At 69.9% G+C, this 19,927-nt stretch carries 15 protein-coding genes; 8 read left to right on the top strand and 7 right to left on the bottom strand.

Annotated features, from left to right (window positions below; translation table 11 throughout):
• Positions 1-9 precede the first annotated feature (9 nt).
• The 3 genes from ACWGJ5_RS08810 to ACWGJ5_RS08800 are packed head-to-tail and all read right to left on the bottom strand — an operon-like array spanning position 10 to position 2,802.
• Positions 10-921, bottom strand: a complete 912-nt coding sequence (locus ACWGJ5_RS08810) for an ABC transporter ATP-binding protein (RefSeq protein WP_453309040.1) — start codon at positions 919-921, stop codon at positions 10-12.
• Positions 918-1,832, bottom strand: a complete 915-nt coding sequence (locus tag ACWGJ5_RS08805) for an ABC transporter permease subunit (RefSeq protein ID WP_453309039.1) — start codon at positions 1,830-1,832, stop codon at positions 918-920. Before ACWGJ5_RS08805 ends, ACWGJ5_RS08810 begins: the two co-directional genes overlap by 4 nt.
• The gene (locus ACWGJ5_RS08800; RefSeq protein ID WP_453309175.1) at positions 1,822-2,802 is read right to left on the bottom strand and encodes an ABC transporter ATP-binding protein; all 981 of its coding nucleotides are present in this window, start codon (positions 2,800-2,802) and stop codon (positions 1,822-1,824) included. Before ACWGJ5_RS08800 ends, ACWGJ5_RS08805 begins: the two co-directional genes overlap by 11 nt.
• 267 nt (positions 2,803-3,069) lie before the next feature.
• Between ACWGJ5_RS08800 and ACWGJ5_RS08795 the strand changes: the two genes are divergently transcribed.
• From ACWGJ5_RS08795 to ACWGJ5_RS08775, 5 genes are all read left to right on the top strand, one after another.
• Entirely contained in the window at positions 3,070-3,912 is an 843-nt protein-coding gene (locus tag ACWGJ5_RS08795; RefSeq protein WP_453309038.1) for a M24 family metallopeptidase, read from the top strand.
• 32 nt (positions 3,913-3,944) lie between these two features.
• A complete protein-coding gene (locus ACWGJ5_RS08790; RefSeq protein ID WP_453309174.1) occupies positions 3,945-5,699 on the top strand; it encodes an SDR family oxidoreductase in 1,755 nt (584 codons plus the stop codon).
• 634 nt (positions 5,700-6,333) lie between these two features.
• The gene (locus ACWGJ5_RS08785; protein ID WP_453309037.1) at positions 6,334-6,882 is read left to right on the top strand and encodes an RNA 2'-phosphotransferase; all 549 of its coding nucleotides are present in this window, start codon (positions 6,334-6,336) and stop codon (positions 6,880-6,882) included.
• A gap of 104 nt (positions 6,883-6,986) precedes the next feature.
• Complete coding sequence (locus tag ACWGJ5_RS08780) at positions 6,987-7,889, top strand: LLM class flavin-dependent oxidoreductase (RefSeq protein ID WP_453309036.1); 903 nt, start codon at positions 6,987-6,989, stop codon at positions 7,887-7,889.
• Positions 7,890-7,960: 71 nt separating this feature from the next.
• Positions 7,961-8,848: an HAD-IIB family hydrolase gene (locus tag ACWGJ5_RS08775; protein ID WP_453309035.1), complete on the top strand. Its 888-nt coding sequence runs from the start codon at positions 7,961-7,963 to the stop codon at positions 8,846-8,848.
• A gap of 41 nt (positions 8,849-8,889) precedes the next feature.
• On the opposite strand, the gene cydD is transcribed toward ACWGJ5_RS08775, so the two are convergent.
• Genes cydD through ACWGJ5_RS08760 form a run of 3 tightly spaced genes read right to left on the bottom strand, consistent with a single transcriptional unit; the run spans position 8,890 to position 15,269 of the window.
• Entirely contained in the window at positions 8,890-12,666 is a 3,777-nt protein-coding gene (cydD, locus tag ACWGJ5_RS08770) for a thiol reductant ABC exporter subunit CydD (protein WP_453309034.1), read from the bottom strand.
• 59 nt (positions 12,667-12,725) lie between these two features.
• Entirely contained in the window at positions 12,726-13,745 is a 1,020-nt protein-coding gene (cydB, locus tag ACWGJ5_RS08765; protein WP_453309033.1) for a cytochrome d ubiquinol oxidase subunit II, read from the bottom strand.
• Between the two features lie 15 nt (positions 13,746-13,760).
• Positions 13,761-15,269 (bottom strand): cytochrome ubiquinol oxidase subunit I, encoded by a 1,509-nt coding sequence (locus ACWGJ5_RS08760; protein WP_453309032.1) that lies wholly within the window; start codon positions 15,267-15,269, stop codon positions 13,761-13,763.
• Positions 15,270-15,478: 209 nt separating this feature from the next.
• Between ACWGJ5_RS08760 and ACWGJ5_RS08755 the strand changes: the two genes are divergently transcribed.
• The gene (locus tag ACWGJ5_RS08755) at positions 15,479-15,856 is read left to right on the top strand and encodes a cyclophilin-like fold protein (protein WP_453309031.1); all 378 of its coding nucleotides are present in this window, start codon (positions 15,479-15,481) and stop codon (positions 15,854-15,856) included.
• A gap of 13 nt (positions 15,857-15,869) precedes the next feature.
• Here ACWGJ5_RS08755 and hisC read toward each other — a convergent pair whose 3' ends face one another.
• On the bottom strand, positions 15,870-16,949 hold the full coding sequence (gene hisC / locus ACWGJ5_RS08750; RefSeq protein WP_228624282.1) for a histidinol-phosphate transaminase: 1,080 nt from the start codon (positions 16,947-16,949) through the stop codon (positions 15,870-15,872).
• A 431-nt stretch (positions 16,950-17,380) separates the two neighbouring features.
• Here hisC and ACWGJ5_RS08745 point away from each other — a divergent pair, with 431 nt between their 5' ends.
• Positions 17,381-18,493, top strand: coding sequence for a LacI family DNA-binding transcriptional regulator (locus ACWGJ5_RS08745; RefSeq protein ID WP_453309030.1), 1,113 nt, complete (start codon positions 17,381-17,383; stop codon positions 18,491-18,493).
• Between the two features lie 281 nt (positions 18,494-18,774).
• Positions 18,775-19,854, top strand: coding sequence for a metallophosphoesterase (locus ACWGJ5_RS08740; protein ID WP_453309029.1), 1,080 nt, complete (start codon positions 18,775-18,777; stop codon positions 19,852-19,854).
• Positions 19,855-19,927 lie beyond the last annotated feature (73 nt).

The following is a 19,927-nucleotide window of genomic DNA, read 5'->3' as shown; positions in this document are numbered from 1 at the left end:
TTCGGCCTCCTACGCCGCGACCAGATACGAGAAGACGGACTCCAGGGACTCGTCGGACGGCGAGACCGTGAGGAGCCGGATGCCGTGGTCCCGGGCGACCCTCGGCAGCAGGGCGGTGAAGCGGCCGAAGTCGACGGCCTGGATACGCAGCGCGCCCTCGGTCAGGTCGACCTCGATGCCGGCCGTCGACGGGTCGGCGATCAGCGCGGCCGCGAGGGCGCGGTCGTCGCTGGAGCGCACCAGATAGCGGTGCGGGCGGTCGGTCATCAGCCGGCGGATCTTGCGGAAGTCGCCGCTGGCGGCGTGCCTGCCCGCGACGACGACCTCGATGTGCCGGGCGAGTTGCTCGACCTCTTCGAGGATGTGCGAGGAGAACAGCACCGTGCGGCCCTCGTCGCCCATCTTCCGCAACAGGTCCATCAGTTGCATGCGCTGGCGCGGGTCCATGCCGTTGAACGGCTCGTCCAGCAGCAGCAGCGACGGGTCGTGGACCAGGGCACTGGCCATCTTCACGCGCTGCCGCATGCCCTTGGAGTACGTGGAGATCTTCCGGTCCTGTGCGTACTCCATCTCCACCGTGGCGAGCGCCCGTTGGGCCGCCTTCTCGCCGAGGCCGTGCAGCTCGGCGTTGGCGACGACGAACTCGCGGCCGGTGAGGAAGTCGTACATCGCCTCCCTCTCGGGGACGATGCCGATGTGCCGGTAGATCTGCTCGTTGCGCCACACCGGCTGTCCGTCGAGGGTGACCGTGCCGGTGGAAGGGGCGAGGAAGCCGCCCATCATGTTGATCAGGGTGGACTTTCCAGCGCCGTTGGGGCCGAGCAGACCGGTGACGCCGGGGCCGATGGTCATGGTGATGTCGTTGACGGCGACCACGTTGCCGAACCAACGCGAGACGTGGTCGATGCTGAGCGTGGTCACAGTCCCACCTTCTTGTAGCGGCGCATCAGCAGGCCGTAGCTGCCGGCGATCAGGGCGAGCACGACCAGGACGTAGACCACGCCCTGCCCGGCCGACGGGTCGACCGCGCCCGGGTTGCGGGCGGTCGCGCCCAGGAAGGCCGACTGGACTCCGTCGATGAGCGTGATGGGCGAGAACAGGCCGATCCAGGGGATGGCGGAGGTGTGGTTCTGCACATTGGCGATGGCCTGGAGCGTGCTGACCGCTCCGTAGGAGATGACCATCACCGCGATCACGGCGGCGATGCCGAAGCCGCGGCGCGGGGTGACGGCGGCGATGACCAGGCCGATGCCGGCGAAGAGCAGGGAGAGCAGGGCCACGGAGACCAGTCCCTCGGCGAATTCCTTCGTCTGGTGGGCGAAGCCCAGTTTGGACAGCAGCGCGCCCACGTACATCACGAGCAGGGGAGCGGCGGTCAGGATGAAGATCGCCGAGGCGAGCGAGGCGAACTTGGCGCGTACGTAGTCGGCGGTCTCGATGGGCCGCGAGAAGTACAGCGGTACGGTCTTGAAGCGCAGGTCGCGGGAGACGGCCTGGGGTGCCTGCGCGGCGACGTACAGGCTGATCACGGCCTGCAGCATGATCGCGTAGCGGGTGTAGGCCACCGGCAGTTCGTGCGCCTTGGTGGCGACCGCGACAGCCACCATGATGGCCGCGGGCACGCACATCACGGCGAACAGCAGCATCGGCAGCACCTTGGACTTGGCCGAGCGGCCGAGGCCGTAGGCGCCGCGCAGGGACTGCGAGTACAGCGAGCGGCGGGCGTAGGCGCGGCCGAGGCGGGGGCCGTCGTAGCCGCGATAGCCGATGTCGTGGATGCGGGTCTGGTCGCCCGCGGAGGTCAGGGGCTGCAAAGGGCGCTCAACCGCCATGGCGGACGGCCTCCTTCCGCTGCTCGTCGCCGCTGTGCTCGGCGCTGCTGGTGAACACCTCGGAGATGTGGTGACGGCGCTGCTCCATGCGCACCAGGCCGAGGCCGAGGTCGGCGACGACGTCCCGGACCAGGTCGTAGGTCTCCTCGCCCTGGGCGGTCAGCAGCAGGATGTGTCCGGCGCCCGGCAGTCCGGCGCCCTCGTTCTCGGTCTCCACACCGCGCGCGTGGAGCGCGTCGCGGACCGCGCGGGTGCCGTCGGGGTGGGCGTCGCTGTCGGTGACCTCGATCGCGAGGGTGGTCGTGGTCTGGGTGAAGTCGGTGGTGGAGCTGGAGCGCAGCAGCTTGCCACCGTCGATGACGACGACGTGGTCGCAGGTGCGCTCCAGTTCACCGAGGAGGTGGGAGGTGACCAGGACCGAGATGCCGAACTCGGTGTGGATGCGGCGGATCAGGCCGAGCATCTCGTCCCGGCCGACCGGGTCGAGGCCGTTGGTCGGCTCGTCCAGGAACACCAACTTCGGGTCGTGCACCAGCGCCTGGGCGAGCTTGACGCGCTGTTTCATGCCCGTCGAGTAGCCGCCGATGGGGCGGTAGCGCTCCTCGTACAGACCCACGTGGCGCAGGGTGTCCGCGGTGCGCTCGCGCGCGGCGGTGGGCGGCAGGCCGGACATGCGCGCCATGTGGACGACAAACTCGGTGGCCGAGACGTCCGGTGGCAGGCAGTCGTGCTCCGGCATGTAGCCGACGCGCTCGCGGATGGCGCCGCCCTTGGTGGCGACGTCGAGGCCGAGCACCTCGGCGCGGCCCTCCGTGGCGGGGGACAGACCCAGCAGGATCTTGATCATGGTGGACTTGCCGGCGCCGTTGGCTCCGACGAGTCCGGTCACACCGGGCCCGATGTCCACGGACAGCCGGTCGAGCGCGGTCACCCGCGGGAACCGCTTGCTCAGGCTTTCGGTCGCGATCACAGTCACGCCTACGACGGTAGTGATGCGGGCCACGCCGGTCGTCAGACCTCAGAGCCGTCTTCGCGTCAGACCCAAGTATTACGGGGCCCTAGGGGACGCCACGCCTAAGGGCTACCCCGGGTTCTCCACAGCCTGCCACCCCTCCTATTGACGCCGCCTCTAACAACTGCCACATTCACCAGTGTCAAGTTACGGACGAGTACGGCGGTCCACAGACGAGTCGGCGCATCGACGGGACGAGTCGACGCCGCGACGGGACGGGGCGGCATGACGACGGCAGTGAGCAGCGAACTCTCCGTGGAACTACGGGGGTTCAGGCGGGTGCAGCGCCTCGCCTACGAGTGCGCGGAGGCGGTCGCGGCGCGGCTGGAGCCGGGCGTGACCGAGCGCGAGGCGGCGCGGATGCAGCGGGAGTGGCTGCGCGAGCGCGGGGTGCGGGACTGGTTCCACCTGCCCTTCGCCTGGTTCGGCGACCGCACGGCGTTCGTGAACTTCCGCATACCTCTGCAGTTCTTCCCCACCGACCGCGCCCTGGAGCCGGGCATGCCGTTCATCCTGGACATGGCACCGGTGTACGAGGGATACACGGCGGACATCGGCTACTCGGGCTCGCTCGGCGTCAACCCGGTACAGGACCGGCTGATGGCCGACCTGGAAGCCCATCGCGAGCTGATCCTGCGCGAGGTGCGCGAACGGCGCCCGCTGCGCGGGATCTACGAGGACGTGGACCGGCTCATGGTCCGCCAGGGCTATGCCAACCGGCATCGCGCGTACCCCTTCGGTGTGATCGCCCACAAGGTGGACCGCGTGAAGCAGCGCCGCTTCTCTCCCCACCTCTTCGGGTTCGGTACGCAGTCCCTGAAGGGCCTGGCCGCCGACGCGCTGCACGGCCACCGCGAGGGCTGGTCCCCGCTGTGGTCGCCGTACCGCTTCTCCGACCATCCTCCGCAGCCGGGCCTGTGGGCGGTCGAACCCCACCTCGGCTTCCGGGGAACGGGCGCGAAGTTCGAGGAGATCCTCGTGGTCACCGACTCGAAGGACCCCGAGCAGAGCGCGTTCTGGCTGGACGACGATCTGCCGCACGTGCGGCGCTGGGCGGAGGAGAAGTGAGGGCGGACGTGTCGGGAGGAGCGACGGCGAACGTGGCGCTGAAGGGTGCGCGGGAGCGCCGGGTGGCGACCGGCGGGGTCGAGCTGTGCGTGGCCGAGCTGGGCGATCCGGAGCAGCCCACGGTGCTGCTGGTGCACGGCTACCCGGACAGCAAGGAGGTCTGGTCCGAGGCGGCCGCCCGCCTGGCCGACCGCTTCCACGTGGTCCTGTACGACGTCCGGGGCCACGGCCGTTCGACGGCGCCCCAGCCGCTGCGCGGCGGCTTCACGCTGCCCAAGCTCACCGACGACTTCCTGGCCGTCGTGGACGCGGTGAGCCCGGACCGCCCGGTCCACCTGGTGGGGCACGACTGGGGTTCGGTGCAGTCCTGGGAGTTCGTCACGGTCGGCCGCACCGAGGGCCGTATCGCCTCCTTCACCTCGATCTCCGGCCCGTCCCTGGACCACTTCGGGCACTGGATCAACGCGCGCGTGCGGCGTCCCACGCCCCGCAGGGTGGGCCAGCTCCTCGGCCAGGGCGCCAAGTCCTGGTACGTGTACCTGCTGCACACTCCGGCCCTGCCGGAACTGGCCTGGCGCGGCCCGCTCGGCAAGCGCTGGCCCAGGATCCTCCAGCGGGTGGAGAAGGTACCGGGGGGCGACTACCCGACCTCGTCCCTGCCCTCCGACGCGGCGCACGGCGCCTGGCTGTACCGGGACAACGTCCGCCCCCGGCTGCTCAGGCCGCGCCCGGACGCGTACGCGCACGCGCCCGTGCAGCTCATCACGCCCCAGGGGGACGCGTTCCTCTCGGAGCGCTTGTACGACGACCTGGAGCGGTGGGTGCCACAACTGACCCGCCGCACACTCCCGGCCAAGCACTGGGTGCCGCGCACCCGTCCTGATCAACTCGCCTCTTGGATCGAGGACTTCATCATGTCCGTGGACGGCGGCCGCCCCGAACCGAAGGCCGACGGCCGCCACGCCGACCGGTTCGGCGGCCAGTTGGTCCTGGTCACCGGGGCCGGCAGTGGCATCGGCCGGGCCACGGCGTTCGCGTTCGCGGAGGCCGGCGCGCGCGTGGTGGCCGTCGACCGCGACGCAGAGGCCGCCGCCCGCACCGCCGAGCTGTCCCGGCTCACCGGCGCACCCGAGGCCTGGGCGGAGACGGCCGACGTCTCCGACGAGCAGGCGATGGAGAAGCTCGCGGAGAAGGTGCACCGCGAGTACGGCGTGCTGGACGTGCTGGTCAACAACGCGGGCATCGGGCTGTCGGGCTCCTTCTTCGCCACCACCACCGAAGACTGGCGCAGGGTTCTGGACGTCAACCTCTGGGGCGTGATCCACGGCTGTCGGCTCTTCGGCGCGCGGATGACCGAGCGCGGCCAGGGCGGCCACATCGTCAACATCGCCTCGGCGGCGGCGTTCCAGCCCTCCCGGGCCCTGCCCGCCTACGGCACCTCCAAGGCCGCGGTGCTGATGCTCTCCGAGTGCCTGCGCGCCGAACTCGCCGGTCAGGGCATCGGGGTGAGCGCGATCTGCCCCGGCATCGTCAACACGAACATCACCTCCACGGCCCGCTTCGCCGGTGTGGACGAGGCGGAGGAGCGCCGCCGTCAGAAGAACTCGGCCCGCCTGTACGGCCTGCGCAACTACCCACCGGAGAAGGTCGCCGAGGCGATCCTGGAGGCCGTGACCCGCAACAGGGCGGTGGTGCCGGTGACACCGGAGGCGCGTGGCGCGCATCTGCTGTCGCGTTTTCTGCCGGGGGCGTTGCGGGGACTGGCTCGGGTGGAGCCGAAGGTGTGAGGTGTTCCCCTTCCCTTGCCCTCAAGCGCTGTCCGCGGCCTTTGAGTTGCACGTCACGGGTGCCCGCTGTCCGTGCTCACGCACCAACTGGGAGAGTTGAGAGGCCGGGTAAAGCACGATATGTCGTGTTTACGGGAGTTCACCACCGAGTGTGTCTTCGCCCGCCATCTGGACGCCTCGGGTCACCGTGCTGACGCTCACGCGTCGGAAGCTGCCTCACCGGTGCACCGGCTGCGCCCTTCGGCCGGGCAGACGATGGGCGCCGAACCGGCGCCCTCCATGGCGGCGTTGGCCACCAGACATCTGCGCACACACCTGGATGCGGAGAAGCCCGTAGGAGAGTTCTCGGGCACCCGCCACACCGGGACGATCCGCGTCACAGAAGGGCCCGTTGGCCGGAAACGCGTTCTTGAGTGCACCACGCTTTCAGCCGAACACGAGGTGAAATCACGCACCTTGGACCGCATTGTCACAGGCACCGTTCACTACAAGGAACTTCACGGATCTCCCTAATTCACAGACCACTTGTCCACAGACTCGTCAATTCCCCTGTGGATAACACCACTTGCTTGTGGACCAAACCTACGGACGAAAAGAACCTGCGTGATCCATGTCTCTCCCGCACCCTGGACACATGGACGATAGACGCACCGTGAAGGTGTCGAAGTACCTCTCGAAACACCTGCGGCACCAGCCGGAGCGCATCGGGCTCACCCTGGATCAGGGCGGCTGGGTCGAGATCGACACGCTGATCGCCGCGGCCGCCGCCCACGGCTTCCCGTTCACACGCGAGGAACTGGACCACGTGGTGGCCGCCAACGACAAACGTCGCTTCGCGATCGAAGGCAGCCGCATCCGCGCCAGCCAGGGCCACAGCATCGAGGTCGAGCTCGGCCTGCCCCCGGCGACCCCGCCGCCGTACCTCTACCACGGCACCGTGGCCCGCAACCTCGATGCGATCCGGGCGGACGGCCTCAGGCCCATGAGCCGGCACGACGTCCACCTCTCCGCCGACCGCGAGACCGCCACCCGGGTCGGCGCTCGGCGCGGCCGCCCCGTGGTACTCACGGTCGACGCCGGAGCCATGCACCGCGACGGCCACGTCTTCCACGTCAGCGCCAACGGCGTCTGGCTGACCAAGGCCGTCCCTCCGCGCTACTTGCGGTTTCCGGGCCCTCGCTGAAAGTGCTGGCGTACACCGGGATCGTCCTGCTCAGCCCGTGGCCGAGCAACCGCGTCAGGTGACCGTTTGGTCCCCTGTCAGTCGGTCCGCTTACCCTCGGACGCATGAGTCTGCGTCTGAGCACTGTGATCCTGCCGTACCGCCGCTGGAGCGAGGGCGGCCGTTCGGCCTGGGTGCGGGCCGAGCAGCTCGGCTTCCACACCGCGTACACCTACGACCATCTGTCCTGGCGCAGCTTCCGTGACGGCCCGTGGTTCGGCGCCGTCCCCACGCTGACCGCCGCCGCTGCCGCCACCGAGCGGCTGCGCCTCGGCACGCTGGTGACCTCGCCGAACTTCCGGCACCCGGTGACCCTCGCCAAGGAACTGATCTCCCTCGACGACATCTCCGGCGGCCGGATCACCCTCGGCATCGGCGCCGGCGGCACCGGCTTCGACGCCACCGCCCTCGGCCAGGAGCCGTGGAGCCCGCGCGAGCGCGCCGACCGGTTCGCCGAGTTCGTACCGCTGCTGGACCGGCTCCTCACCGAGGACGCGGTGACGCACGAGGGCCGCTTCTACGCGGCGCACGAGGCCCGGAACATCCCGGGCTGCGTCCAGCGGCCCCGGCTGCCGTTCGCGGTGGCGGCCACCGGACCGCGCGGCCTCAGGCTCGCCGCGCGGCACGGCCAGGCGTGGGTGACCACCGGCGACCCGAAGCTGTACGAGAACGGCACCCCGGAGCAGTCCGTCGAGGCCCTGCGCGGACAGCTCGCCAAGCTGTCCGAAGCCTGCGCGGACGCCGGGCGGGACATGGCCGGCCTGGAGAAGATCCTGCTCACGGGCTTCACCCCGGACCGCGCCCGGCCGCTTCAGTCCCTGGACGCCTTCGTGGACTTCGCCGGTCGGCACCGGGAGCTGGGCTTCACCGAGATCGTGATCCACTGGCCCATCCCGGACTCCGACTTCGCCGCGGACGAGAAGGTCTTCGAGCAGATCGCCATGGAAGCCGCCGCCCAGCTGGACTGACCGGCGCCGCAGCGGGGCCGGACGTCATCTGTGTCTCATCTGTGCGGAGTTCCGCACGGTCGTGCGGGCATATGCGCGAGAATGACCGGGTGACCTCAGCGACCAGACAGCCCAGGACCCCGTCCGCCGCCGTACGGCCACGGTTGATCGCCACCGACCTCGACGGCACCCTGCTGCGCGACGACAAGTCGGTCTCCCCGCGGACCGTGGCCGCGCTGGCCGCCGCCGAGGACGCGGGTATCGAGGTCTTCTTCGTCACCGGACGTCCGGCCCGCTGGATGGACGTCGTCAGCGACCACGTCCACGGCCACGGCCTGGCAATCTGCGGCAACGGTGCCGCCGTGGTCGACCTGCACGGCGGCCCCGGCGCCCACCGCTTCGTGAAGGTGCGCGAGTTGGCGCGCGAGAACGCCCTGGACGCCGTACGGCTGCTGCGCAAGGCGGCGCCCGGCACGGTGTTCGCGGTGGAGCAGACCTACGGCTTCCACCAGGAGCCGGACTATCCCAAGCTGCACATGGAGATACCGGACAACCTCCTGCCCGCCGAGCACCTCCTCGCCCCCGACGGCCCGGACGCCGACCAGCCCGTGCTCAAGATCCTGGCCTACCACCCGGACCTCGACCCGGACGCCTTCCTCACCCTCGCCCGGCTCGCGATCGACGACCGCGCCAACGTCACCCGCTCCAGCCCCAGCGCCCTGCTGGAACTGAGCGGCCCCGACGTCTCCAAGGCCAGCACACTCGCCCTGTGCTGCGCCGAGCGCGGTATCTCGCACGAGGAGGTCGTCGCGTTCGGCGACATGCCCAACGACGTCGAGATGCTGACCTGGGCCGGCCAGTCGTACGCGATGGGCAACGCCCACCCGGACGTCATCGCCGCCGCGTCGGGCCGTACGGTCGCCAACAACGAGGACGGCGTCGCGATCGTGATCGAGCAACTGCTCGCCGACCGCTTCTGAAACACCCCCTGTGCCGGCAGAGCCGGTGACCGAAGTGACGGTCACCGCGCTCCGACCAGCGACTCCGCCTCAGCCTCCCGCCGCGCGAGTGCCCGCAGCGGCCCGTCCACCGCGAGAAGGTCCGCGTAGCTTCCCCGCTGCACCACCCGGCCCGCGTCGAGCACGACCACCTCGTCCACCGCCTCCAGTCCCGCCAGCCGGTGCGTGATCAGCAGCGTCGTACGGTCCTGAGTGGCGGCCAGCAGATCGGCGGTCAGCGCGTCGGCCGTCGGCAGGTCCAGATGCTCGGCGGGCTCGTCGAGCACCAGGACGGGGAAGTCGGCCAGCAGGGCGCGGGCCAGCGCCAGCCGCTGCCGCTGACCACCGGACAGCCGGGCCCCGTGCTCGCCGACCAGCGTGTCCAGGCCGTCGGGCAACCCGTCCACCCAGCCCAGCAGCCGGGCCCGGTCCAGCGCCTTGCGCAGATCGGCCTCGGTGGCGTCCTTCCTGGCCAGCAACAGGTTCTCGCGCACCGAGCTGTCGAAGAGGTGCGCGTCCTGCGCGCACAGTCCGACGAGCCGCCGTACGTCGTCACCGGCCAGCGCGTACGCGTCCACGCCGGCGAGTGTGTACGAGCCCTCCTGCGGGTCGAGGAAGCGCAGCAGTACCTGGGCGAGGGTCGACTTGCCGGCGCCGGACGCCCCGACCACCGCGATCCGCCGTCCCTCCTCCAGGGTGAGATCGAAGCCGGCCAGCGCCTCCCGCCGCTGCCCCTCGTACCGCGCGGCCAGCCCCTTGACCACCACGGGGAACGGCGAGGCGGGCGCCTGCCGGGGCCGTTCTGGCTCTCGGACGGGCTCCGGAGCGTCCAGCACCTCGTAGACGCGCTCGGCGCTCCGCCGCACTCGCTGCCGGTGGCGTACGGCGAGCGGCAGCCCCAGTACGGCCTCGAAGGCCGCCAGGGGAGTGAGGACCACCACGGCCATCGCCACGCCGCCGAGCCGGCCCGCGGCCACCGCCTGGGCGCCGCACAGTGCGGCCGCCGTGACGGTCAGGCCGGAGACCAGCGCAGTGAGACCGTCGCCGAGCGCGGTCACTGCGGCGGCGCGCGAGGCGATCCGGGTGAGGGCGCCGTCGGCTCGCCGGGCCGCGTCCGTACGGGCGGGCAGCGCACCGGCGACGCTCAGCTCTGCGGTGCCGGTGAGCAGGTCGGTTACACGGGTGGCGAGGGCGCCCCGGGCCGGGGCCAGCCGTCGCTCGGTCCGCCGGGCCGCGGTCGCGGTGACGAACGGGACGCCGACGCCGGCCGCCACGAGACCCGCGGCGAGGACGGCACCCGCTTCGGGGAGCAGCCATGCCGTGAAGCCGACGGTCGCGACGGAGACGGCGACGGCGACCGACGCGGGCAGCAGCCAGCGCAGCCAGTAGTCCTGGAGTTCGTCCACGTCCGCCACCAGCCGGGTCAACAGATCGCCGCGCCGGGCGGTCCGCAGCCCTGCCGGCGCCAGTCGCTCCAGACGCCGGTAGACCGCGACCCGGGTGTCGGCCAGCATCCGCAGTACCGCGTCGTGCGACACCAGCCGCTCGGCGTACCGGAACACGGCCCGCCCGATACCGAAGGCCCGCGTGGCCGTCACGGCCACCATCAGATACAGCACCGGAGGCTGCTGCGATGCCCGCGAGATGAGCCATCCCGAGGTCGCCATCAGCCCAACGGCACTGCCGAGCGCGAGGCTCCCGAGCACCAACGCCAACACCAGCCGCCCCCGCCGCGGCCCGGCAAGCGCACGAACCCGCGCAAGCACACGCCGTGACCGCGCCGAAGCCCGCACGACCGAGCGACTTTCCGACTGTCCGCGCAGAGACGCCGGCGAGCCGCTCCCCACCGGCCCCAGCCCAGGCCACTCCGGCCCACCTTCCAGCCCACCGATCCCCGAGGCCTGCGAACCACCGTCCAGCCGACCGGGCCCGGAGCCGTGCGGGTCACCTTCCAGCCCCCTAAGGCGACCGGCCCGCGGACCATCATCCAGCCCGACGAGTCCGGGCACCGAGGGTCCACTTCCCACACCACCGAGCCCAGACACCGACGGACCACTCTCCGGCCCACCGAGTCGGGTGGCGAGTGGGCGAGGACGGGGGTCCAGGAGGCGGAGCCCCGTGGCAGGCCGGGCGCAGGTCCGGGCGCTCGACAGGTCGGCGCTCGACAACCCACCGCTCTCCAGCCGCACCACCCGATCCGCCACCTCCAGCAAGGCCGGCCGGTGCACCACCAACAGCACCGTACGGCCCACCGAAAGCTTGCGTACCGCCGCCACGACCTCCGCCTCCGTCCCCCCGTCCAGCGAGGCCGTCGGCTCGTCCAACAACAGCACGGGCCGGTCGGCGAGAAAGGCCCTGGCAAGAGCCAACCGCTGCCGCTGCCCCGCCGACAGCCCGGCCCCGTCCTCCCCGAGCACGGTCTCCGCCCCCTTGGGCAACGCGTCCACGAACTCCAGCGCACCCGCGTCCCGCAGCGCCCGACGTACGGCACCGTCGTCCGCCCCGGGCCGCGCCAGCCGCACGTTCTCCGCGACGGTCCCGGCGTACAGATGCGGCCGCTGCGGCAGCCAGGCGATCCTCGACCGCCACTCCTCCAGGTCGAGTACCGCAAGATCGGCTCCCCCGACCCGGACCCGCCCCTCGCTGGGCGAGACGAACCCGAGCAGCACGTTGAGCAGCGTCGACTTGCCCACCCCGCTCGGCCCCACCAGCGCGACCGTCTCACCGGGCTCGACGCTGAACGACACGTTCGTCACCGCATCCGACGACCGACCGGGATAGCGAACAGTGACCCCTTCGAAGACCATGGCACCCGGCGGCACCGCACCGGTACCGGACGCCGGAACCGGCGTCTGCAGCACGCTGAAGATCTCCTCCGCGGCAGCCAGCCCCTCCGCCGCCGCGTGGTACTGCGCGCCGACCTGCCGCAACGGAAGGTACGCCTCGGGCGCCAGCACGAGGATCACCAGGCCGACGTACAGATCCATGTCACCGTGCACGAGCCGCATGCCGATCGTCACCGCGACGAGGGCGACCGACAGCGTGGCGAGCAACTCCAGCGCGAAGGAGGAGAGGAAGGCGATCCGCAGGGTGCGCAGGGTGGCCTGCCGGTATTCGCCGGTGATTCGGCGGATGGACTCGGCCTGCGCCTTGGCCCGGCCGAACACCTTCAGCGTGGGCAGTCCGGCGACCACGTCCAGGAAGTGCCCCGACAACCGGGACAACAGCCGCCACTGACGGTCCATCCGTGCCTGCGTGGCCCAGCCGATCAACATCATGAACAGCGGAATGAGGGGCAGGGTACCGACGATGATGGCCGCCGACACCCAGTCCTCGGTGACGATCCGCGCCAGCACAGCCACCGGCACGACCACCGCGAGCCCGAGCTGCGGCAGATAGCGCGAGAAGTAGTCGTCGAGGGCGTCGACCCCCCGCGTGGCCAGAGTCACCAGCGAACCGGTGCGCTGCCCGGCCAGCCAGCCCGGACCGAGCGCAGCCGCCCGGGCCAGAAGCCGTCCACGCAGTTCGGACTTCACCGCCGCACTCGCCCGATGGGCGGCGAGTTCGGTGAACCACGCGACAACCGACCGGCCCACGGCCACGGCGGCCAACAGCAGCAGGGGAGTGCGCAGTTCAGCAACGGACTGCCCGTGCTGGAACGCGCCGACGACGACCTCGGCGATGAGCATCGCCTGGGCGATGACCAGCCCCGCTCCGACGGCTCCCAGAGCAACGACCGCCACGAGGAAGAGACGCGTGGCTCGAGCGTAGCGCAGCAGACGTGGATCGATTGGTTTCACGTGAAACATGCCCTTCGGCCCAGAGGGTGTGTTTCACGTGAAACACACCCTCGACGGACTCAGTGCGCGGCGCCGGCCGCAGCATCGGGAGCGATGTGCTGCGTGCCGATCCGCTTGCGGAAGACCCAGTAGGTCCAGCCCTGGTAGAGCACCACGAGAGGCGTGGCGATGGCCGCCAGCCACGTCATGATCTTCAGGGTGTAGGGGCTCGACGAGGCATTACTGACCGTCAGGCTCCAGTCCCCGTTGAGCGTGGACGGCATGACGTTCGGGAAGAGCGACAGGAAGAGCATCGCCACGGCGGCCACGATGGTGACGCCGGAGAGCGCGAACGCCCATCCCTCACGCCCCAACTGGTTGGCCACCAGCGCGGCCATCAGGGCGGCGACCGCCACGACGAGCGCCACCAGGCTCTTGCCGTCACCGCTGTCGGCCTGCGTCCACAACAGGAAGCCGACGGCCACGACGGCCGCGACGAGACCGACCCACAGAGCCAGCTTCCGCGCCCGCACCCGGATGTCCCCCACGGTCTTCAGCGCGGTGAAGACCGCTCCGTGGAAGGTGAACAGGGTGAGTGTGACCAGACCGCCGAGCAGGGCATAAGGGTTGAGCAGATCCCCGAAGCTGCCGACGTACTCGAAGTGCTGGTCGATCTTCACACCTCGAACGATGTTCCCGAAGGCCACGCCCCACAGGAACGCCGGGATCAGCGAGGTCCAGAAGATCGCCGTCTCCCAGTTGCGCTGCCAGTTCTCCTCGGGCCGCTTGGCCCGGTACTCGAAAGCAACGCCCCGGACGATCAGGCAGACCAGGATGATCAGCAGCGGCAGGTAGAAGCCGGAGAAGAGGGTCGCGTACCACTCGGGGAACGCGGCGAAGGTCGCGCCGCCGGCCGTGAGCAGCCACACCTCGTTGCCGTCCCAGACGGGCCCGATGGTGTTGATCAGCACCCGTCGCTCCGGCCGATTGCGGGCCAGCAGCTTGGTGAGGATGCCGACCCCGAAGTCGAAGCCCTCCAGGAAGAAGTAGCCGGTCCACAGGACGGCGATCAGGACGAACCAGACGTCGTGAAGTTGCATGACTGTTCCCCCGGCCTAGTACGAGAAGGCCATCGGCTTGTCGGCGTCACGGGTTTCGCCGCCGATCTTCGTGGGCGGGTTGAGGTCGGCCTCGGTCAGCTCGGGCGGGCCGGCCTTGACGTACTTCGCGAGCAGCTTGACCTCGACGACGGCGAGGATCGCGTACAGCGAGGTGAAGACGATCATCGAGGTGAGGACCTCGCCCTGGGAGACGCCGGGGGAGACCGCGTGCCGGGTCTGCAGGACGCCGTACACGACCCATGGCTGGCGGCCCATCTCAGTGAAGATCCAGCCCCAGGAGTTGGCGATCAGCGGGAAGGCCAGGGTCCAGGTCGCGATGCGCCAGTACCAGTGCGTGAGCTTCGGGCTGAGCGCCTTGTTCTTGAACAGCACCAGATGCGGCACCTCGTCCTCGCCGACCCGCAGATGCTGCGGCAGCATGAACTTCTTGCGGGTCAGCCACAGCCCGGCCAGGCCGATGGCGAAGGAGGTCATACCGAAGCCGATCATCCAGCGGAAGCCCCAGAAGGCGACCGGGATGTTGGGCCGGTAGTCGCCGGGTCCGTACTTCTGCTGCTCGGCCTTGTTGACATCGTTGATGCCGGGGACGTACGAGCTGAAGGAGTCGTCGGCGAGGAAGGACAGCAGCCCTGGGATCTCGATGGCCACCGTGTTGTGGCCCTTCTCCACATCGCCGTAGGCGAAGATCGAGAACGGTGCCGGCTTCCGGCCGTCCCACAGCGCCTCGGCCGCGGCCATCTTCATCGGCTGCTGCTTGAACATGACCTTGCCGAGCGTGTCGCCGCTGATCGCGGTGAGCAGACCGGCGATGACCACGGTCACCAGGCCCAGTCGCAGCGAGGTCTTCATCTCGCGGATGTGCTTCTTGCGGGCCAGGTGATAGGCGGCGATGCCCACCATGAAGGCGCCACCGGTCAGGAAGGCCGCGGACAGCGTGTGGAAGGCCTGACTGAGCGCGGTGTTCTGGGTCAGCACCGCCCAGAAGTCGGTCAGCTCGGCGCGCCCCTTCGCCTTGTTGATCCTGTAGCCGACCGGGTGCTGCATCCAGGAGTTGGCCGAGAGGATGAAATACGCCGACAGGATCGTGCCGATCGAGACCATCCAGATGCAGGCCAGGTGGATCTTCTTGGGGAGCTTGTCCCAGCCGAAGATCCACAGGCCGATGAAGGTGGACTCGAAGAAGAACGCGATCAGCGCCTCGAAGGCGAGCGGGGCGCCGAAGATGTCACCGACGAAGCGGGAGTAGTCCGACCAGTTCATGCCGAACTGGAACTCCTGCACGATGCCCGTGACCACGCCCATCGCGATGTTGATCAGGAAGAGCTTGCCCCAGAACTTCGTCGCCCTGAGGTACTTCTCCTTCTCCGTGCGCACCCAGGCCGTCTGCAGCCCGGCCGTGAGAGCGGCCAGGGAGATGGTCAGCGGGACGAACAGGAAGTGGTAGACGGTGGTGATGCCGAACTGCCAGCGCGCCAGTGTCTCCGGCGCCAGAGCCAGGTCCACGTCGTCACTCTCCTTACTACGCCGTGGTACAGCGGCGATTCGCCCCGTCTGTCGCATACATACAGGGCAAACGGGATGCGCTTGTGAACGCGTTCACATTCACAAGCCATTATGACGTACCGATTTTCGGCCCGGTAGGGCGGGGTGGCCCTCCTGCCGCGGAGTCAAGGCCTTGGCAGCGACTTCAACATCTTGTTGAATTGCGCGCCATGCAGATACGTATTTCCTGGCCCGCGGGCAACATCACCGCGACCCTCGACACCGACACCCCCACCGCACAGGCCCTCGCCAAGGCACTGCCGCTCACCTCCAGCGCCTGCACATGGGGCGAGGAGGTCTATTTCGACACAGGTGTCTCCGTTTCACGTGAAACGGACGCCCGGCAGGTCGTGGAGCCGGGCACGGTGGCCTTCTGGACGGACGGTGACGCGCTCGCCCTCCCCTACGGCCCCACCCCGATCTCGCGAGGCGACGAGTGCCGCCTCGCGAGCCCGTGCAACATCCTGGGAAGCCTGGACGGGGACGCCGGTGTGCTGGCGAGCGTACGAGGCGGCGATCCCATCCGTGTGGAACTGATCGACGAGTAAAGCCTTCGCGGCGCTACAGCTCCTTGCGGAACGCCTCCGTCACCTTCAGGAAGATGTCGTTCGCCTCGGTCTCTCCGACCGTCACCCGCACACCCTCGCCCGGGAACGGCCGGACCACCACACCGTGCTGCTCGCAGGCCTGAGCGAACGCGACCGTACGCTCCCCCAGCCGCAGCCACACGAAGTTCGCCTGCGTCTCCGGCACCGTCCAGCCCTGGGCGCGCAGCGCGTCGACCACGCGCGTGCGCTCGCACACCAGCGAGCCGACCCGCCCGAGCAGTTCGTCCTCCGCCCGAAGTGAGGCGATCGCCGCTTCCTGCGCGAGCTGGGTGACACCGAAGGGCACCGCTGTCTTGCGCAGCGCCGCCGCAACGGGCTCGTGGGCGATCGCGAAACCGACGCGCAGCCCGGCGAGCCCGTAGGCCTTGGAGAAGGTACGCAGGACGCAGACGTTGGGCCGGTTCCGGTACAGCTCGACGCCGTCGGGCACCTCGGGGTCGCGGATGAACTCGCGGTAGGCCTCGTCCAGCACCACCAGGACATCGCCGGGCACCCGGTCGAGGAACCGCTCCAGCTCGGCCCGCCGCACCACCGTGCCGGTCGGGTTGTTGGGGTTGCAGACGAAGATCAGACGCGTCCGGTCGGTGATCGCGTCCGCCATCGCGTCCAGGTCGTGCACGTCGCCGGGCGTGAGCGGCACCTGCACCGACCGGGCGCCGCTGATCTGCGTGATGATCGGGTACGCCTCGAAGGACCTCCAGGCGTAGATCACCTCGTCGCCGGGACCGCTGGTGGCCTGGATGAGCTGCTGGGCGACGCCCACCGAGCCGGTGCCGGTGGCCAGGTGGGACATCGGCACGCCGAAGCGCTCCGACAGCTCGGCCATCAGCCCGGTGCATGCCATGTCCGGGTAGCGGTTGAAGTTGCAGGCGGCCGCCGTCACGCTCTCCATCACGCCGGGCAGCGGCGGGTACGGGTTCTCGTTGGAGGACAGCTTGTAGGCGACCGGCCCGCCGGCCGCGGCGGGCTTGCCCGGCTTGTAGGTGGGGATACCCTCCAGCTCGGCACGCAGCTTGGGGCTCGTCTCACTCACCGCAGTCCTCCTCGCGACCACCGGCGGACCGTCGACGCCGCCGGCTTCCAATACTCCTCACCTTATGAGGATTCGGCCCCGGTGCGTACAGGTGGCGGCCCTGCAAAACGTGAACCGCATCCGCTCCGGCGTCATCCCGGTGCATCACCGTACGAAGGCGTACGTTTCAGGGGGCGCGCCGTACATATATCTATGCGCCGGTGGCTTGCGCCGTGGCGCGCATCACCCGTGCAGGTGAGTTGAGACCTCTTCGAGACATCGGGTACTTGGCAGGTCCATACGCGTCACTGCGTCACGTCTTACAGAAGAATCGTTCAACTGGCTGTTTTTCTAAGGCAGTTGACCCTGTGCGACCATGCAGAAACGTGCCTGTCAACGTGTGCATATGCGTCCGCACTACCCCACCACATGAGCCCTACTATCGGCTCGCCATGACAGCAGCAGGGAAGCACCAGGTGAGCCGCGCGGAAACCTCACGTCGAGGCAGCCGGCCGGGCCGGGCGGGCATCAGAGACGTGGCCGCCGCCGCCGGAGTATCCATCACGACCGTCTCCGACGCCCTCAACGGCAAGGGCCGGCTCCCGGATGCCACCCGGCGCCACGTCCGCGAGGTCGCCGACCGGCTCGGATACCGCCCCTCCGCCGCCGCCCGCACCCTCCGTACCGGCAAGTCGGGTCTGATCGGCCTGACCGTGACGACGTACGGGGATGAACCTTTCACCTTCACGGAGTTCGCGTACTTCGCCGAGATGGCACGGGCTGCCACCTCGGCCGCGCTCGCCCGCGGCTACGCCCTCGTGATCCTGCCCGCGACCTCCCGCCACGACGTGTGGTCCAACGTCGCCCTGGACGGCACGGTCGTCATCGATCCCTCCGACCAGGACCCGGTGGTCAGCGAGCTCGTCCGGCAGGGACTGCCGGTCGTCTCCGACGGCCGCCCGGCCGGCTCGCTGCCGGTCACCGCCTGGGTCGACAACGACCACGAGGCCGCCGTCCTCGGCATCCTCGACCACCTCGCCGACGCCGGCGCCCGCCGCATCGGCCTGCTCACGGGCACGACGACGGACACGTACACCCACCTGTCCACGACCGCCTATCTGCGCTGGTGCAAGCGGGTCGGCCAGGACCCGGTCTACGAGGCCTACCCGGCGCACGACCCGTGCGCGGGCGCCGTCGCCGCCGACCGGCTGCTCGCCCGCCCCGACCGGCCCGACGCGGTCTACGGCCTGTTCGACCCCAACGGCACCGACCTGCTGGCCGCCGCCCGGCGCTACGGGCTCCGCGTCCCCGACGACCTGCTGCTCGTGTGCTGCAGCGAGTCCATGGTGTACGCCAGCACCGAGCCGCCCATCACCACGCTCTCCCTCAAGCCCCGCCGCATCGGCACGGCGGTGGTCCAGCTCCTCATCGACGCCATCGAGAGCGTGGAGTCGGACCAGCCGGTCGAGCAGGTGATACCGACCGAGCTGATCGTGCGCACCTCCTCGCAGCGGCGCTCGCCGCGCACGACGGTCAGCCCGCCGCGGACGCCGGACGAGAAATAGCGCCGGAAAGCGGGGCGCTCGCCCCGTGCGCGCGCCGGCCGAGAGAGGGGGCTCGGCGGGCCGGCGACCGGCGGGCCAGGTGTTCGGTCGGCGCACAGTCGGCCGAACACCTGCCCAAACGGGGCGAAAGCCGCGGTGAACTGGAGTCTTGTTCCGATTCACCACCCCTGGGTCATCACACGGCGCGACGCGCATTCCTATGATGGGCCCACGACACCGCGGACCGCTGCGACCAGGCAGTCCGAAGGGGTGCAGATGCGGCGCGATGGTGGAGGGGTCTGATGACTCAGGGGGCCGGTCAGGGACCCGAAGTGGAGCGGACGGCGACGCTGCGCGACTTCCGGGTACCCGCGTACGTCCACGAGACCGGTCCGTACGTCCGCACCGCCCACCCGGGCGACACCGCGCCGCCCGCCGACGAGGCGTACCCGGAGAGCTACACCCCCACCCAGCGCGACCTGCCCGTCATCAACCGGACGGAGACGCTCCAGGTCCCCGTCGAGACGGCACCCGCGGCCCCGGCCCCGCAGCCCGCGACCGGGCCCGGACCGCTGTTCGTCGTCGGAGACGTCCACGGGTACCTCGACGAACTGGTGGCCGCACTGCACGAGCAGGGGCTGATCGACGCCTCCGGCCAGTGGTGCGCAGGCACTGCCCGGCTGTGGTTCCTCGGCGACTTCACCGACCGCGGCCCCGACGGCATCGGCGTCATCGACCTCGTGATGCGGCTGTCCGCCGAGGCCGCGGCGGCCGGCGGCTACTGCAAGGCCCTCATGGGCAACCACGAACTGCTGCTGCTCGGCGCCAAGCGGTTCGGCGACACCCCCGTCAACTCCGGCGCGGGCACCGCCACCTTCCAGGCGGCCTGGCTGCTCAACGGCGGTCAGAAGACCGACATGGACCGTCTCCAGGACCACCATCTGCAGTGGATGGCCCGCCTCGACGCCGTCGAGGAGGTCGACGGCTATCTGCTCGTGCACTCGGACACCACCGCCTACCTCGACTACGGCGACTCCATCGAGGCGGTCAACGACACCGTCCGCGAGACCCTCACCCGCAACGACGCGGACGAGTGCTGGGATCTGTTCCGCAAGTTCACCAAGCGCTTCTCCTTCCGCGACGAGGGCGGCGCCGACGCCGTGCGCTCCCTCCTCGATACGTACGGCGGCACCCGCGTCGTTCACGGTCACAGCCCGATTCCCTACCTCCTCGGCGAAGTCGGCTCCGAGGACGGCGAGGAGGGCACCGGCCCGGTCGTGGAGGGACCGCACGTCTACGCCGACGGGCTCGCCATCGCGATGGACGGCGGCGTGACCATGGCCGGAAAGCTCCTGGTCCGGCAACTTCCCCTGACCACCTGAACGTTTTGCGGGCGGGCTTCCCCCGGCAAAGTGCCCGCGGGCCGGAGGGCAATTTCCGGCAACCCCCTGTCAC

The organism is Streptomyces sp. NPDC054783 (assembly GCF_053611725.1).
The sequence above is the reverse complement of the archived record's forward strand: the minus strand, read 5'-3'. Positions and strand labels throughout refer to the sequence as shown.